Source organism: Lysinibacillus sp. NPDC093210, from assembly GCF_044753985.1.
GTDB lineage: Bacteria > Bacillota > Bacilli > Bacillales_A > Planococcaceae > Lysinibacillus.
In genome coordinates, this window is record NZ_JBIVOE010000010.1 from 135,983 (window position 1) to 152,201 (window position 16,219).

15 protein-coding genes are annotated in these 16,219 nt (G+C 37.5%); 12 read left to right on the forward strand and 3 right to left on the reverse strand.

The annotated features are described in order from the left end of the window. Position 1: 1 nt before the first annotated feature. The 6 genes from ACIP9C_RS20285 to ACIP9C_RS20310 all read left to right on the forward strand — a co-directional run bounded on the left by ACIP9C_RS20285 (position 2) and on the right by ACIP9C_RS20310 (position 6,997). Positions 2-820 carry an HAD family hydrolase gene (locus ACIP9C_RS20285; protein ID WP_401013764.1) on the forward strand — a complete coding sequence of 273 codons (819 nt, stop codon included), beginning with the start codon at positions 2-4 and terminating at the stop codon, positions 818-820. Between the two features lie 20 nt (positions 821-840). Beyond that, entirely contained in the window at positions 841-2,472 is a 1,632-nt protein-coding gene (locus ACIP9C_RS20290) for a YceG family protein (protein WP_401013767.1), read from the forward strand. Between the two features lie 22 nt (positions 2,473-2,494). Continuing rightward, positions 2,495-3,544 carry a toxic anion resistance protein gene (locus ACIP9C_RS20295; protein ID WP_401013770.1) on the forward strand — a complete coding sequence of 350 codons (1,050 nt, stop codon included), beginning with the start codon at positions 2,495-2,497 and terminating at the stop codon, positions 3,542-3,544. Between the two features lie 247 nt (positions 3,545-3,791). Beyond that, a complete protein-coding gene (locus ACIP9C_RS20300) occupies positions 3,792-4,466 on the forward strand; it encodes a response regulator transcription factor (RefSeq protein ID WP_401013772.1) in 675 nt (224 codons plus the stop codon). Next, a complete protein-coding gene (locus tag ACIP9C_RS20305; RefSeq protein ID WP_401013775.1) occupies positions 4,463-5,830 on the forward strand; it encodes a sensor histidine kinase in 1,368 nt (455 codons plus the stop codon). Before ACIP9C_RS20300 ends, ACIP9C_RS20305 begins: the two co-directional genes overlap by 4 nt. A 186-nt stretch (positions 5,831-6,016) precedes the next feature. Further along, positions 6,017-6,997, forward strand: a complete 981-nt coding sequence (locus ACIP9C_RS20310; protein WP_401013777.1) for an alpha/beta hydrolase — start codon at positions 6,017-6,019, stop codon at positions 6,995-6,997. Positions 6,998-7,742: 745 nt separating this feature from the next. Here ACIP9C_RS20310 and ACIP9C_RS20315 read toward each other — a convergent pair. Beyond that, positions 7,743-8,831, reverse strand: a complete 1,089-nt coding sequence (locus ACIP9C_RS20315) for an FUSC family protein (RefSeq protein WP_401013780.1) — start codon at positions 8,829-8,831, stop codon at positions 7,743-7,745. An 826-nt stretch (positions 8,832-9,657) separates the two neighbouring features. On the opposite strand from ACIP9C_RS20315, the gene ACIP9C_RS20320 reads away from it, so the two are divergent. Further along, complete coding sequence (locus ACIP9C_RS20320; RefSeq protein WP_401013783.1) at positions 9,658-10,161, forward strand: phosphoribosylanthranilate isomerase; 504 nt, start codon at positions 9,658-9,660, stop codon at positions 10,159-10,161. A gap of 260 nt (positions 10,162-10,421) precedes the next feature. Here ACIP9C_RS20320 and ACIP9C_RS20325 read toward each other — a convergent pair whose 3' ends face one another. Beyond that, positions 10,422-11,708: a glutamate-1-semialdehyde 2,1-aminomutase gene (locus tag ACIP9C_RS20325; RefSeq protein WP_401013786.1), complete on the reverse strand. Its 1,287-nt coding sequence runs from the start codon at positions 11,706-11,708 to the stop codon at positions 10,422-10,424. Between the two features lie 131 nt (positions 11,709-11,839). On the opposite strand from ACIP9C_RS20325, the gene bcp reads away from it, so the two are divergent. The 4 genes from bcp to ACIP9C_RS20345 all read left to right on the forward strand — a co-directional run bounded on the left by bcp (position 11,840) and on the right by ACIP9C_RS20345 (position 14,393). After that, entirely contained in the window at positions 11,840-12,316 is a 477-nt protein-coding gene (gene bcp, locus ACIP9C_RS20330) for a thioredoxin-dependent thiol peroxidase (protein ID WP_401013789.1), read from the forward strand. Next, positions 12,313-13,257 (forward strand): D-2-hydroxyacid dehydrogenase, encoded by a 945-nt coding sequence (locus ACIP9C_RS20335; protein ID WP_401013792.1) that lies wholly within the window; start codon positions 12,313-12,315, stop codon positions 13,255-13,257. The genes bcp and ACIP9C_RS20335 overlap by 4 nt, the downstream gene beginning before the upstream one ends. Before the next feature lie 116 nt (positions 13,258-13,373). Beyond that, a complete protein-coding gene (gene perR / locus ACIP9C_RS20340) occupies positions 13,374-13,817 on the forward strand; it encodes a peroxide-responsive transcriptional repressor PerR (protein WP_401013795.1) in 444 nt (147 codons plus the stop codon). 210 nt (positions 13,818-14,027) lie between these two features. Continuing rightward, the gene (locus ACIP9C_RS20345) at positions 14,028-14,393 is read left to right on the forward strand and encodes a hypothetical protein (protein ID WP_401013798.1); all 366 of its coding nucleotides are present in this window, start codon (positions 14,028-14,030) and stop codon (positions 14,391-14,393) included. A gap of 65 nt (positions 14,394-14,458) precedes the next feature. Here the strand turns inward: ACIP9C_RS20345 and ACIP9C_RS20350 are convergent, their stop codons facing one another. Then, positions 14,459-14,812, reverse strand: a complete 354-nt coding sequence (locus tag ACIP9C_RS20350; protein WP_401013800.1) for a YgzB family protein — start codon at positions 14,810-14,812, stop codon at positions 14,459-14,461. 144 nt (positions 14,813-14,956) lie between these two features. On the opposite strand from ACIP9C_RS20350, the gene ACIP9C_RS20355 reads away from it, so the two are divergent. Further along, the gene (locus ACIP9C_RS20355; RefSeq protein ID WP_401013802.1) at positions 14,957-15,841 is read left to right on the forward strand and encodes a nucleotidyltransferase-like protein; all 885 of its coding nucleotides are present in this window, start codon (positions 14,957-14,959) and stop codon (positions 15,839-15,841) included. Positions 15,842-16,219 lie beyond the last annotated feature (378 nt).

A 16,219-nucleotide genomic window follows, 5' to 3' on the forward strand; every position in this document is an offset into this window, starting at 1 on the left:
CATGCTACTATTTACATCTGATTTAGATCGTACGCTTATTTACTCCCAGCGCATGATGGATAAGTATCCACCAAATACAGCTCCAATTACAGCTGAACGAAAAGATGGGGAAGCACTTAGTATGATGACTGAAGTAACGATGTCATTATTGCAACAAGTCCACCAACAAACATTATTCGTTCCTGTTACAACACGTGCAATACATCAGTATGAACGAATACATGTAATAAAAGAGCTGCGTCCTACTTTTGCAATTACGAGTAATGGGGGTACAATAATAGAACAAGGACGCCCTAATATGGAATGGTCCAAAATTTTACGCAAAAGAATTGAAGATTCCTCAATTCCTCAAGCAGATTTGCTACGCCAATTTAATAGCATAAAATCAGATGATTGGCTTCAACAATCGTTCTATGTTGATGAGCTATTTTATGTTCATTATGTGGATTGTAATATTTTACAGCAGGACGAAGTGCAGGCAATAATTCAAGACTTTGCAGTACATGGTTGGCATGTACTGCTGCAAGGACGAAAATTGTACATTATGCCAAAGGCGCTTACGAAAGAAGCCGCAATTTCGTATTTGAAGGAGCATTGTACATATAATATGCACTTGGCAGCGGGTGATTCCATAATGGATTATGGAATGCTCGCTTTGGCTGATAGAGGTTATACGCCATACCACGGTGACTTAAAAGACAAACAACCTCAAATACTAAAGAACACAATTTATTCGGCTCATAGCGGTGAAGCATTTACAAAATATTTATTGGAAGATGTTTTACAATTGGCTGCCAAGCAACCGATTGTGGAAGTATGATGTAAGGAGGTGATGCTTGTATGCAAACAGTCACAATTGAATCGGTATTAGAAAGAGATTCTTATGATTGGCTACAAGCCTTCCAAGATACAGCTAACGCGCGAACAGTTTACGAGGTAACAGCACAACACGTACGTTTTAGTCGTATTGCTGTACGTATATTAGGTGTCCCGATAGAAGAAGACGATTATTTTAATTCCTTATATACAATGTCACAAAATCCAAATGTCCATATTTTAAGCGAAGAATTAAACAAACATATTGAGCAAAAGGATTTTCAGGCATTGCAAACGATTTTAGAGCAACATCAGCAATCCCCTAAAGGCTTGTCGATTAATCGACTGATTGCCATGATGTATGGTCATCAACTAATTCCTAAGCATGATGATCCTTCGATGAATCGTCATTTACAGCTAGTGACGATGCGAGTAGTGGAGCGCTTCAGAGATCAGCAATCACTTGGATTACTAGCGAATGACTTTCGACGCTTTTTAATTGATATGGTGAAGTGGCTCAAAAACCATTGGATTCAGTGGACAAAAGCAATGAAACCGACAGATGATTTCCCGAAGGTCGTTTGGTATGGTGAAACAACAATTAGTCAGCGCTATTTTCTTCTATTATTAATGGAGCTTGGTTGCGATGTTTTAATCTTCCATCCCTCGGCGATTGATGAATTTGCTACTGTAGATCCAACAGATGCATTTTCTGTTACGCACTCCTATGTAAGTCAAACAGCGTTACAACCATTCCCTGATAAATTACGTGATCGTCAAGCTACAGTTGGCTATAGCTCTAGCCAACATTTTGAACACTTAATGCATGACCAGCATTCTGGTGTTTATCGACCATGGCAATTTAAAGATCATTTGCCGCGTTCATTAACACTACGTATGACATATGATGATATTTTTATTTATGCCAATGAAAAGGCGATGGTTCGTCCGAAATTTGAGGTGCTTAGGGATGAAGTAATCATTCCTGTAATCTTCGCGAAAATTAGTGGTGTATCTAGTAGCCGTGAAGAATATTGGGGGTATATGCATCAATTGCTTGCTAGCCCACAAGCTGTATTTGTGCAGGCATTTCCATATGCTAAAACGAGTAGAGCTAATTTTCATTTTCACTATAAGCATTGTTTAGTGAATGGTGAACTATCTACGGAGCGGATTATGCAAAGTGATTGGTGGCAATATGATGATTTGACGTTGGAGCTACAATCAGCAATTGCTCATACTATTAAAACGTCCTGTGAACAGCCTATGCTTAAACTGCAGCCAAATGAGTCACAGTACGATTTGCAATTATTTATATTTAAACAAATGACGATGATTCCAAAAGACATATTGCGTCTATTACAAAGCTTTGATTATGCTCAGGAAGTTCCCAAAGTGGTGCTTTATCAAGCTCCGCAGCAGCCGTCATTATCACGAGAAGATATTGCTCTTTTAGCATTTTTAAATCGTTTTGGCGTGGATATTATTTTTTACAATCCAACAGGAAAGCTTGATATAGAAAAACATTTGCTAGAGGATACGTTTGATGGACATCGTCTAGAGCATATGGTGTTTGACTTACAATTTGAAGAGCCGAAGCAACAAAAGGCAAAGCCTGATAAAATGATCAAAAAATTATTTAACCGTTTCTTCTGACGGCTTGGAAAGGAGGAACACGATGTCAAATAGAGCGATTGTCCTTGAACGATTGACAGCTGAAACAGCTGACCAAACAAAACAACAGCTATGTCAAAGTCCAGAAGTACAGCATATTGCAAATCATATCAATATAAAAAACAGACTTGAATTAACGGAGCTCGGTAAGGAGCCGGCAGTTAAGCTTTCCCGTTTCTCAGACCAAATTTTAAAAACGATAGCCCATTCAAAAGTAAATGAATCTAACGAATTATTAAAACAGCTTGAAGCCCTAATGTCTAAGTTTGATAAAAAAGAAGTCATTGAGCAACAAGGCATTTTTGGGAGATTGTTTAAACGTGCTCCAAAAAATAAGGAAGATTTGTATGCTAAATATAATATTCTTGGTAGAGATATTGAAAAAGTCCATTATCAATTTGTCCTAATGGAAGAAGCATTGGCGAATGATAATCGTATGCTAGCTCGTTTATATAACGAAAATTTGTCTTATTATATGGAGCTTGAAAAATATATCGTTGCTGCTGAAATGAAACTAGATGAGATAAAGACAACGTTAATCCCAATGTATGAAAAGCAAAGTGAAGCAGGTAATCAAATAGCTAAAATGGAGCTTACAACTTTACAAGCAATTGCTGAAACACTTGCACAAAAAATTGATGAGCTTGAAAAATCGCGTATGGTAGCAATCTTAGGGGCAACACAAATGGATATGCTACGCAATGGCAATAGTGAGTTAATGGAGCAAATAAACGGAGCATTTGTCACGACAATTCCCGTTTTTAAATTGGGTATTATGAATGCGATGAATGAAAAGCGGCAACAGCTACATCAAGAATCCGCAGCTGCTTTTGAAAAGCGCATGAAGCAATTTGGTGAAGAAAACAGTCGTGCTGTTTTGCAAAGTGTAGAATATGCGCAACAAAGTGAGACGACAATGACGCTCGAAGAAATGTGGGAGACAATCGTTACTGGTATTGCAAGCTATCGTCAAATACGAGCTGAACAAGCAACTAAGCGTCAACAAATAGAGCAACAACTAATGGCATTAAATAGTGAAGCCTTAAAAAGCTGACACCATCTTAAGGTGTCAGCTTCAAACGTTTGTTTTGTCTATTGGCCTTCATTTGCAGGTTTCACACGCCTGTTTCTTTGCGAAGCCTTGTCAATTGAGTGGCAAATTAGTTGGAAAGAAACACATGAAATCTACAGGTCGATAAATCAAGAAACTGTATTACTTTGGTTAATCATCATACATGTTAGCTTATAGTATAATGATTACTTGAAATAATGCGGTGGAAAACAGGGAAAAGAGGGAACCGATGCCTACTATACTAGTTGCTGACGACGATGCGAACATTCGCGAACTCGTCTGTTTATTTCTACGCAACGACGGATTCGCAACAGCTGAAGCAGCGGACGGCAAGGAAGCACTGGCCGTCTACAACTCAAAGAATGTCGATCTTGTCATACTTGACATTATGATGCCGATTATGGATGGTTGGACGTTAAGCAAGGAGCTCCGAAGAGCTAATCCTGATCTACCTTTACTTATGCTGACTGCGAGAGGAGAAACATGGGAGAAAGTGAAAGGTTTCGAACTTGGGACGGACGATTATTTAACGAAACCATTCGATCCGTTAGAGTTGACGGTTCGTGTTAGGGCACTACTCAAACGATACAAGATTGGCTCCACGCAGACGATCCATTTCGGGAACGTCATTCTTAATCGACAGACCTATAAGGTGACGAAAGGGACGGAGACGCTTACGTTGCCACTAAAGGAGTTTGAATTGCTGTATAAGCTCGCTGGAACACCAGGACAAGTCTATACGCGCGTGCAGTTGATCGATCAGATTTGGGGTATCAATTACGCTGGAGATGATCGAACGGTAGACGTACATATTAAACGGCTGCGTGAACGGTTCGCGACTACACCCGATTTTCGGATCGAAACGGTGCGCGGGCTTGGGTATCGGCTTGAGGTTTATGAATGATCAGATCCTTATATATACGTGTTATCCTGACATTTTTAGTCTCCATCATCGGGGGCACGATCATTTCTTTTTTTGTGTCAACTTGGATATTCGAAGATAAATTGAACGAAAATGCTCAAACCAACTTACGTAACTTTGGTCAAGACATCGTCCAGATTTACAACACCCTTCCGTTACATGAAGCGGACATGTTCGTAAGTGAAATGAAGCAACTCGATTCTTATTATATTCGAATTTACGAAACAACGGGTCAGTTCAAGTCTTACGGTAAACTTCACGGACACAAACCTGCGCATGTGACGAGGGAGCAACTAAAGAAAGCATTAGATGGAGGTGTTGTTCAAGACACTCCTAATGGCATTGCCACGGTCCTCTTAGGGTTGCCGTTGAAAACGGAAATGGGAACGAAAGCGATATTTCTGGAAGCGCTCGCCCCTCCTTCGGCCACTTATGTCACAAAGTGGGCATTGGTCTTTGCAACATGTTCGTTGATTGCAGGAAGCTTATTGATTCTAGTTGCCTCTGTATACCTGGTAAAACCAATCAAAAAGCTGACAAAAGCGACCAAGCGGATAGCATCTGGAGATTTCAACGTCAAGTTGAATATTAAGCAAACGAGTGAGCTGGGTACTTTGGCTCGCAGCTTCGAAGAAATGATGCACGATCTGCAGCAACTTGAGCAGATGCGCAGGGAATTCGTAACGAACGTGTCGCACGAGGTTCAGTCTCCGCTCACTTCGATATCAGGTTATGCTCTAGTGCTTAAGCAAGTTGACCTTTCAGAATACGAACGAAGCCGTTATCTTGATATTATCATCGCTGAAGCGAAAAGGATGTCCAAAATGAGCGATAGCCTGCTAAAGTTGAGTTTGCTTGAATCGCAGTCAAAGCAACTGCAGCTCGTCACGTTCAGCCTCGATGAACAAATCCGACGTATAATCGTGGCGCTCCAGCCACAATGGTCTGCTCGCGATATACATTTCGAGCTTGATTTACAGACAGTTAAAGTAACGGCTGACCATGACCTGTTAAATCAGGTATGGACGAATATCCTTAGAAATAGCATCAAATTTTCCGAGGATGCCGGCGTAATTAACGTAAGCATTAAACAAGATATCAAAAACGTGACAATCCTAATATCCGACACTGGTATTGGTATTCACCTTGACGACCAGAAGCGTATATTCGAGCGTTTTTTTAAGGCCGATCGTTCCCACAGTCGTAAGTATGATGGAAGTGGTATGGGACTCGCTATCGTTAAACAGATTGTGTCGCTTCATCAAGGTGATATCCGAGTGAAAAGTGAACTTGGTCAAGGAACGACCTTCATTGTCACCTTGCCAATCACTACACCAATAGATTAGTTAGATTCATTCTCTATGCTACGACTCATATGCAAGCTTATTTGCATATAGAGCCGTAGCATTTTTTTTGACAGTTCATATTCAGTTCATATTGTCGTCATAAGGAGTACATCTTCATTTGTTAAGGTTTCATTACAGGCACATGAAGGAAGACAATCAACCAGATCAGGACAGGAGAAGATGACAGTGATACAACAAGAGGAAAAGAAAACGCTGAGTGGAATGAAAATAAAGAAAGCGCGAAACATCTTACTTAAAATCATAGGAGCAATCGTTCTAGCCATTGTACTCTTTTTAGGTATTGTTTATATCGTAAATGTGATGAGTAGTCATTCGGAACAAAAACGAATAGTGCCATACGGGCAGCATGTATCTGTAGACGGGAAAAACATGAATGTGTTAATTCAAGGCGAGGGCAAGGAAACAATCGTGCTCCTGCCTGGTTATGGAACAGCTACTCCAGGGCTTGATTTTAAGCTTCTTATCGATGAATTATCTCCATTTTACAAAGTTGTTGCGGTAGAGCCTTTCGGTTATGGATTAAGTGATGAAACTATAAAAGAGCGGACCACGGAGAACATTGTAAGTGAAGTTCATGAAGCTCTACAGCAGCTTAATATTAACAGATACATGCTCATGGGCCACTCCATTACAGGCATTTATGGAATTGATTATGTGAACAAATATCCAAACGAGGTGACTGCATTTGTCGGAATCGATAGCAGTGTTGCAACACAACCGGGTATGGATATGAATTTCCCATTAAAAACGTTTGCATATCTCAAAAAATCAGGTCTCTTAAGATTGGCTATGAAAATCAGTGCTGACCCCTATGCTGGACTGGCATTTGATGAAAAAACCGTAGAGCAAATGAAAATGATTTCAAATAAAAACATGTATAATGACACAACCTTGAATGAGATGGACCATTTTTCGTCTAATTTTAAAGGGGCTCAAGGTTTAACCTTCCCTAAATATCTTCCACTTCTTCTCTTTGTACAAGCGAATAATGAAGATGTAGCAGGATGGTTACCTCTGCATGAAGAGCAGATCAAAGACTCTGTACATGGAAAACTAGTAACCATGGATGGATCACATTATTTACACCATACCAAATTTAAAGAAATCGCTGAAAACGTTAGACTATTTATGAAAGAAGTAAAGTAAGTGTTCAAAGAAAGGTTCATCCGTTAATTTATGAATTTGTCTACAGTCTGCAAGACCATCGTTTAGATGGTCTTTTTTACATCCAAACAGGGATTGGTGTCGACATATACAATAGCCCAGTTAAGTCTCATTCAAAAGGTTGTAATGAATCCATGCAGAAAAATGAGTTGAATAGAGCATTTAATCAGGATGAGGGGAGGGGATGACTGAGGAAGCTCTCTGTAATGGGAGTGGAGGAACAGCCCCGAGTCTAGCGAAATGGAATGATTATTTTCCAAGTGTGCATCGTACCGATCGAATAGGAACGTGGGGATTTCCACAGTGTGAGCTCTTAGTAGGAAGAGTTAAGACTCTATCTTATCTAAGGGTAACGAGAAACTTATAGTCTATAGTACAAATCGTTAGATGGAATGCGGAATGACCGGAAACTGTCACGTTCCGAGTGGAGCAGGGGAAAAGTTGGAGATCACATCAATACCTATTTGCAACTTTAGTTAAATAATCAATTCTATACGAAATTGAATCGACTTTTAGAATAAGACAAACAAAATAAAAAGCAGCCGTTTTCCCTTAGCTTAGGAGAAAACGGCTTTCGAAGCGAAGCGGATGAGGAGGCATAAGTAACGCCCGCGGAAAGCGAGCAGTCCGTACAGGACATCAACATGTACATAGAAGTTTACAAGGCAAGCCCCAAACACGAAAAGTAGTGGTAGGGATTGCCCAAATAGCTTTGTTAATTGGCCAATTAAATAAACTCTTCCTCAATCTCCAAGTTGATTTCTTCACCGTGATAGTTTTGATAGGACACAATTAATGTATCTAAGTGCTCTAAATTTTCTTCGTAATCTAAAATACGCGATAAAATATACAGAAGGTGATAGCTTGAAAATTCTGTATCGCCCTCTTCGTGCGCAAAGGTCACTTGATGGATAAAAATCTCCATTAACTGATTGCGTTGAATGTAGTCGATATGGTTGCTCCATTCGGAATGCTCAGGCTTTAATTTCCCCGTATATTTCAGTAAAAGCTGCTCATGGTAGGTCAGCAGGAAGTCTAGACGCTCTTGAATCATTAAATGGAATTGTGTCGGTAGATGTGCTAATTCGTTTTCATGATTATGCAGACGTTGTAACAATTCTAGACTCTTTTTTGACGTAGTAATCATTTGACGGTACACAACTAATTTCCGTGCTTTGACGTATTTTTTATTTTTAAAGTAATTTCGTTCTTCCTTGAAAAACTCATAGAGTGTGTCGACTCTAAGCATACGTTCTCTAAATTTGTTTAAAGCCGTTTTAGTAGAAGTATGCTCAGAAGCTTGACGAACAGCTAGTCTCGTCCAGCGAATAATATCATCCTGTAAAAAGTAAATTTTACGGAAAAGCTTTACTTCGTATTTTGGTGGTAAAAACACAAGATTTACAACAAATGCTGCTAAAACCCCAACTAAAATTGTAAGAAAGCGAATTAAACTAAACGTAAGAAAGTCATCGCCCTGTATTTCCATAATGGCTACAACGGAAACAAGCGCAAGAGACAGTGACTTTTCAAGCTTAAATTTTAACATCAATCCTATAGCAATAATTACTGCAATACCAACAGCCACGACGTGGTGACCGAAAAGTAAGCCGAAGATTACGGCAATGGAGGCTCCTATAATATTTGCTTGTACTTGTTCAACTATCGTTTGATAAGAGCGATAAATGGATGGCTGAATCGCAAAGATTGCTGCAATTCCAGCAAAAACTGGGGATGGTAATTGCAGGAGCTCAGCAATAAATAGAGCAAAGACAATAGCTACGCCAGTTTTAAATACACGGGCACCTAATTTCATAATAAAATCGATGTCCTTTCTGTCTAATATTTTTAACTTGCTTCAGCAGAAGTGCTCCACTTCTATAAGTGGGGCTGAATCAAGTTAAAGGCCCCAGCGGATCTCTCAGACTTTAATAAGAGCTTTTCAAGCAGACTTAAAAAATCTGGAGGCAATTACGCCGAGTCGTAATTAATGCTTCTTTACATTATAGAAGGAAGTTCTTAGAAAATACATAGATTTGTATATCGTAATATAAAAAGGCGAATCCTACTTTGTAAAAATAAAGATGATTCGGACATCACTTATATATTGTGATGTACTTTTTTATTTTGTAGACCTTATAAATGACCTTTTTTATTACTGCAACAGTATTTCGGTATTCGTTGTATCTACTACCATTATTTTATGTACTATAAACAGGAACGTATATTCTTAGGGTATTATTCTTTGAAGGTGGGTAAGTGTAAAAAAAATACACTGTTAACGATGTAGCAGAACTTTTAAGCAAACATGATTAAACGATTAAGCATTGGAATTGAACTGGAAAGTTTCCTGACTTATACAGAAGGAGTGACAAGAAAGGTTGGAGAATACTGAATCAGATTTATTGAATTTATATGCTATTGTCTCGAAAAACAAAACAGAACAACTAAAAGATGACTTAAATTATAAGAAGGAAATAATGCCTAATAAATAGTATATATAAATATAATAAAAGATGAGAGTAAATATGTACTAATATTTCAATGACTTAGTTATAAGAGAAGGAACCGATGTTGAAATTCTGTTTGAAGATGTTGGATGGGTATAGGTAAAAGTTTAGAGATAAAAAATGGAGGGGCAAATGGATAATCAAAAGTTTGATGAGTTTATTAAAATAGCTAAAAAACTAAATGATATTGAAATTATTCCATTGTTAATGGGTTCAGTTGGCTTAGAAATTATTACAGGGGAAAATTGGGAAGCTCAAGACTTAGATATTCATGTTCCTGGTGATAAAAGAGGATGGGAAGTTCCACCTGAAATATCCATATATAAATGGATTGATATTGTGAATATCATGGAATCAATGCAATATAGCTTAATTGATTTGCATGAACATGAATTTTCTAAAGAGGGACTATCAGTTGAATTTGGTATTCTTGACACTTTACCAAATTTTGCAGGAGTGAAATTAGAAGATTTAGAAATGCATCAAAAGGAAAACGTTCAATATTACTTACTAAATCCTGAGCAATATTTAAATGTTTACGAGGCTTCCTCTAAGGATAGTTATAGAGCAGATAAAAATAATAATAAAGATTTTAGAAAAATAGATTTCTTAAAATACATGACATATAATACTTGAAATTGATAATTTTATAATGCTCAAATGTTTTTTAATTAAAAAAAAGAAAATAATAGTGTAGCAGTAAATCAAATTATTGTTAGTAATGAGGTCATATGTTTTACAAAAAGGATAGATGTTAGCAGGTAACAACCCTGTTCATCTATCCTTTCTAAATTTTAGCTATTTAATTGGTGACATTAAATGCTTTTTATTATAAAGCCTTTTGTTTATTTTCTTGATTTTTAAAACCTATTGGAAGTCGACTTTTTTTCGGCCTATTAAAGTTGAGAAAATGCATAGTCGACAGCTTCGATTGTTTCACGAATATCTGCCTCTGTATGCTCAGTTGTTAAAAACCATGCTTCATATTTTGATGGAGCGAGGTTAATGCCTCGTTGAAGCATTAGTTTAAAGAAGCGACCGAAAATTTCTCCGTCAGTGTTCTCTGCCTGCTCATAGTTTTCTACCTTCACATCTGTAAAGTAAATTGTAAGCGCACCTTTTAGACGATTTAAAGTAATTGTTACACCATGTTTTTTTGCAGCCGCTAAAATACCTTCTTCTAAAATCGCACCAAGTCGATCCATTTCATCGTAAATTCCTGGAGTAGCTAATACTTCTAAGCAAGCTATACCAGCTTGCATCGATGCAGGGTTTCCTGCCATTGTACCTGCTTGGTACGCTGGTCCAAGTGGAGCAACAGTATCCATAATTTCTTTACGCCCACCGTAAGCACCGATAGGTAATCCACCACCAATGACTTTCCCTAGTGCTGTAAGGTCAGGCGTTAAACCAAGTAGTGTTTGTGCGCCACCGTAATGGAAGCGGAATGCTGTAATAACTTCATCATAAATCGTAAGCGCACCTTTTTCTTTCGCTGTAGCATGCACTAATTCTAAAAAGCCAGGGTTCGGTTCAACAATACCGAAGTTACCTACAATTGGCTCAATTAAAATAGCAGCGATCTGATCGCCCCATGTATCCATCGCTTCAGTAAATGCTTGTGGATTGTTAAATGGTACTGTAATTACTTCTTCTGCTGTAGCAGTCGTTACACCCGCTGAGTCTGGTGTGCCTAATGTAGCTGGTCCAGAGCCAGCAGCTACTAATACTAAGTCAAAATGACCGTGGTAGCAGCCAGCAAACTTCATAATTTTTGTACGGCCAGTATAGGCACGAGCAACACGGATAGTTGTCATTACTGCTTCTGTACCAGAGTTGTTAAAGCGCACTTTATCCATTGAAGGAATGGCTTCTTTAAGCATTTTTGCAAAAGTTACCTCGTATTCAGTTGGAGTTCCAAATAAAGTACCGTTTTCAGCGGCATTTGAAATCGCCTTAGCGATATGTGGATGGCCATGACCTGTAACAAGTGGGCCATATGCAGCTAAATAATCGATGTAACGGTTGCCGTCAACATCCCAAAAATAAGCTCCTTTTCCTCGAGCCATTGCAACGGGAGAGCCCCCACCGACTGCTTTATATGAACGAGAAGGGCTATTCACACCACCAACGATATGTAAAAGCGCTTCTGCGTGTACTGCTTCGGATTTTGAGTGATTCATAAATATGCCTCCTAAGTAATTATACTTAATCTATTGTAGACCTATCGGTGTAAGAAATCCAAAGAAAATAAGGGATATGACTTGATTTGTTACTTAGAGTAAAATAAGAAATGCAAAAGGAGGAGATTGTTATGACATTAGTAGAAGGACAGAAAGTACCCGATTTTTCACTTGTTAATGACAAAGGGGAGTACGTACAATTAGCAGATTTCAGGGGCAAAAATGTAATTTTGTACTTTTATCCGAAAGATATGACACCAGGTTGTACAACAGAGGCGTGTGATTTCCGTGATAAGTATGAAGACTTCAGTCAGTTAAACGCTGTTATATTAGGTGTGAGCCCTGATAATGTCCAAAAGCATACAAAATTTATTGATAAGCATGGCCTACCTTTTTCTCTATTAGTGGACGAGAATCATACAGTAGCGGAGGCTTATGGTGTATGGGTGTTAAAGAAAATGTATGGACGTGAATATATGGGGATTGAACGTTCTACCTTTTTAATTGATACAGAGGGTAATCTTATAAAGGCATGGCGCAAAGTGCGCGTGAAAAATCATATCGAAGAAGTATACACATATTTAGCAAATCAGGAGGAACATAAATGAGAATTTATTTTACGTTTGAGCCAAGACCCGATTTACGTGACCCGTTAGTAGAGGAATTTTCACAATGTGATTTTGTTTTTAAAAATGGTTTATCTACGGATGAGCTTCAAAAAGCAGATGTACTAGTTACATACGGCGAAGATTTAAATGATGATAATATGCAATACGCGACGAAACTAAAATGGATTTTCGTAGCTTCGGCAGGTGTAGAAAAAATGCCAGCTCAAGCAATTATTGATCGAGGTATTTTAGTATCAAATGTGCGTGGAATTCATAAATCACCTATGGCTGAGTCGATGCTTGCTCATATTTTAGCCATTAAACGCGCTTTGCCGTGGTTATACGAGCATCAAAAGAAAAGAGAATGGTCGAAGAAAGGGAAACAAACTGAATTACGTGATAATACAGCTCTAATATTAGGACCTGGCGCGATTGGCTCGGAAGTAGGTCGCTTATTACAAGCATTTGGTGTAACTACAATTGGCTGTAACCGTTCAGGTAAAGCAGCACCTTATATGGATGAAATGGTTAGTTTCGCGAAGCTAACAGAAGCTTTGCCAAAGGCTGATATCGTCATTTCTGTATTGCCAAAAACAGCAGAAACTACGCATTTATTGAAGAAAGAGCATTTTAGCGCAATGAAAAATGATGCCATTTTCATGAATTTTGGACGTGGGAATTTAGTGGATGAAAAGGTACTTATTCATGCTATGGAAACAGCTGAAATTGGCTACGCAGTATTAGATGTGTTTGAAGAAGAACCACTTAGTGCAAATAGTCCATTATGGTCTTGTCCGAATGTCATAGTGTCACCACATGTTTCAAGTCATTCTTCTCGCTATGTGGAACGCAGCTTAGATATTTTTAAGCCTAGTTTGATGAAATGGTTAAATGGAGAGACAGCTCTAGAAAATGTAGTGGATCTGCCGAGAGGATATTAAAAAGTAATTTAATTTAGCTGATGCATAGGACGGAAGTTGACAGATGTTAGCTTAATTCGATACACTAATTGTAACAATTATAAATTAATAATACTTATGAAAAGGGGTGCATGACGATGTCTATACCGCATTTACAAGATGCACTTGACACGTTAAAAACAACTGGTGTACGCATTACTCCTCAGCGTCATGCTATTTTAGAATATTTAATTCAATCGATGACACATCCGACTGCGGATGAAATTTATAAAGCGCTTGAAGGAAAATTTCCGAATATGAGTGTGGCAACTGTCTACAATAATTTACGTGTATTCCGTGAAGTAGGATTAGTGAAAGAGCTGACTTATGGAGATGCCTCTAGCCGTTTTGATTTTGTTACAAATGATCACTATCATATGATTTGTGAATGCTGCGGTAAAATTGTCGATTTCCATTATCCAGGTTTAGATGAAATCGAACACTTCGCTTCACAAGTAACAGACTTTGATGTGCACACACACCGTCTAGAAATTTACGGCACGTGTCCATCTTGTAAAGATGTAGCAGCAAAAGTACAATAAGTAGTTTTCTTGGATTTTTACAAAAGTATAAACATAGAAAAGCAAGTGGGCAATGAGCTCACTTGCTTTTTATTATGGAACGGAAGAGATGCACTTTAAATAGGCTGAACATTCTCGATATAAATAATGTACGTTAAGAATAAAGCGTTGGAGATTGGAGCATGGCAAATGAGTATCTCTGACAATTGAACAGTTAATAGGAGGGATACAATGAATGTACAATTAGGGAGTAGTAATTACTTTATTACATTAAAAAAAGAAGAACGTTTATCGGATAATTTGTTTTTAGCAAACAAAAAAAGAAAAGCAACATATGAAATAAAAAAAGAGAATGGTTATATACGCCATATAGTAACGAAAGAAAATGGCGAAAAAGTAATTGTAAGAGAAGTGAAAATTTCAAAACAAGAAGAACAAGAACATTCTTCGGGTGAGGTAAACGATATGGTTACGCACAAATTAGTAGAGCAAATGATGCAATCATTCGATGACAGACAGAACCAACAAAAAATTTTGAAAACTGGAATAGCTGGTCTAAAAGAAAAACAAATTTCTAAATATATAGTGAGCATCTAATATCGGTTATTTCTTTAATAGTAGTGGTGGCAATAATAAGAAAATTCCTAGCTCTTATATGAGGGCTAGGAATTTTTTGCTTTGTTATTATAAGATTGATCGAACTCTTTTCCTTCGAGTGAAGGATCTAGTGTTAATGGTTCGTTACAGTACATGCACATATCGACACGACCTAATACCTTCGTATGCTTATGGCAATTCGGGCACTCTACTTGAACTGCTCTTGTTGAGAGAAGTCCGATCCAAGCATAGACAACTGTACTACCGATAATACATAGTAAACCAAGCGTCATGAAGATTAAGACAAGGATAGGATTGTTTTTGAAAAATATTCCCCCATACATAACAACAAAGCCGATAAAAATAAGTGCTAATGCAAATGAACGGATTTTATTAATTTTACTTTTATAAGGTTTCATACAATATCTTGCCTCCCAATCTAAAATCTACTATAACATATAAGAACAAAGTATTTTAGTTTTGACTAAAAGGCAAAGAAGGAATACTTTCAGAGTATGTCGAAATTTTAACGAAATCATATAACAAATAGAGGAGGACTGAACATGGAGCAAGTTTTGCGCCCGATATACCAAGAACGTGCGAGTCAGTCTAATACATTAGGTGTCATTTTAATGGAGAAGCGTGAAGAACAAAGTAACGTTACTGACACATTCGATACGATATTACTAATTATTGTGAAGGAAGCGGATCAACCTGTTTATTCAAAGCATTATTTATATGAGGGGAATAAGGTAGCCTTACATACTGTTACAGAGAAATTGTTACGCAAGTGGTTACTAGTCGGCTCTAACAAAAAAGTAGTTGATTGGATTTTCTTTGGCAGAGTGTTGTTTGATCGCAATGAATTCCTTCATAAATTAAAAATCGAACTACAAGAGTTCCCGTTTAGCGGTCGGAAAATTAAAACGGGTATTCAATTTTCAAAGTTAATTCGACGTTATTTAGAAGGAAAAGAATATTTTGATAAGGGAAGCTACCTGGATGCCTACAATCATGTTGTTGATTCATTGCATCATTTAGGGCGATTGTCCATTATAGATAGTGGGCTGTATCCAGAAGTAACAGTATGGGCGCAAGTGAAAAAGATAGAGCCTGCAATTTATAAGTTATATGAAGAACTTGTAATGAGTAGTGAGCCAATTGAAAAGCGATTAGAGCTTCTTTTTTTAGCAAGTGAGTTTTTAATTCATTCACGAACACAGGATGGAGCTCAACATATATTAGAAGTAATGCAAACAAAAGCGACATGGACTATTCAAGAATTACATGATCATCATGAGCTTGTTAATTATTCTGTAGACTTAGAAGTATTTGTAGAGTATTTAGTGGATAAAGGCTACATACAAATTGAACCTGTCGTTGCAAAAAGTGAAATGATATTCCACCGGCATTATAAGGTGAATAAAGAGTCTATAGAATTTGAATAAGTCATATAGTATGCTAGTAATCGAGGTATAGAAAATACCTCGATATTTTTTTAAAAAAAGTGTTGACGTTTAATATATTAATATTGTATTATATTAATTGTCGCTAAGACATAACAAGAACACTTGAAAACGAGTGAAAAAAACTTTAAAAAAGTTGTTGACGCAAGTTGGATAAGATGTTAAGATAAAGAAGTCGCTGAAAAACGACAAACAACATGAACCTTGAAAACTGAACAAGCAAAACGTAATCAATATAGTTTTTATTAGCTAACGTATGTTAGTAAACGAAACAAAATTTTGGACATCAAAATTGATGCCAGCAAAACAATTTGAGCTAATCAAATTTCTTTTATGGAGAGTTTGATCCTGGCTCAGGAC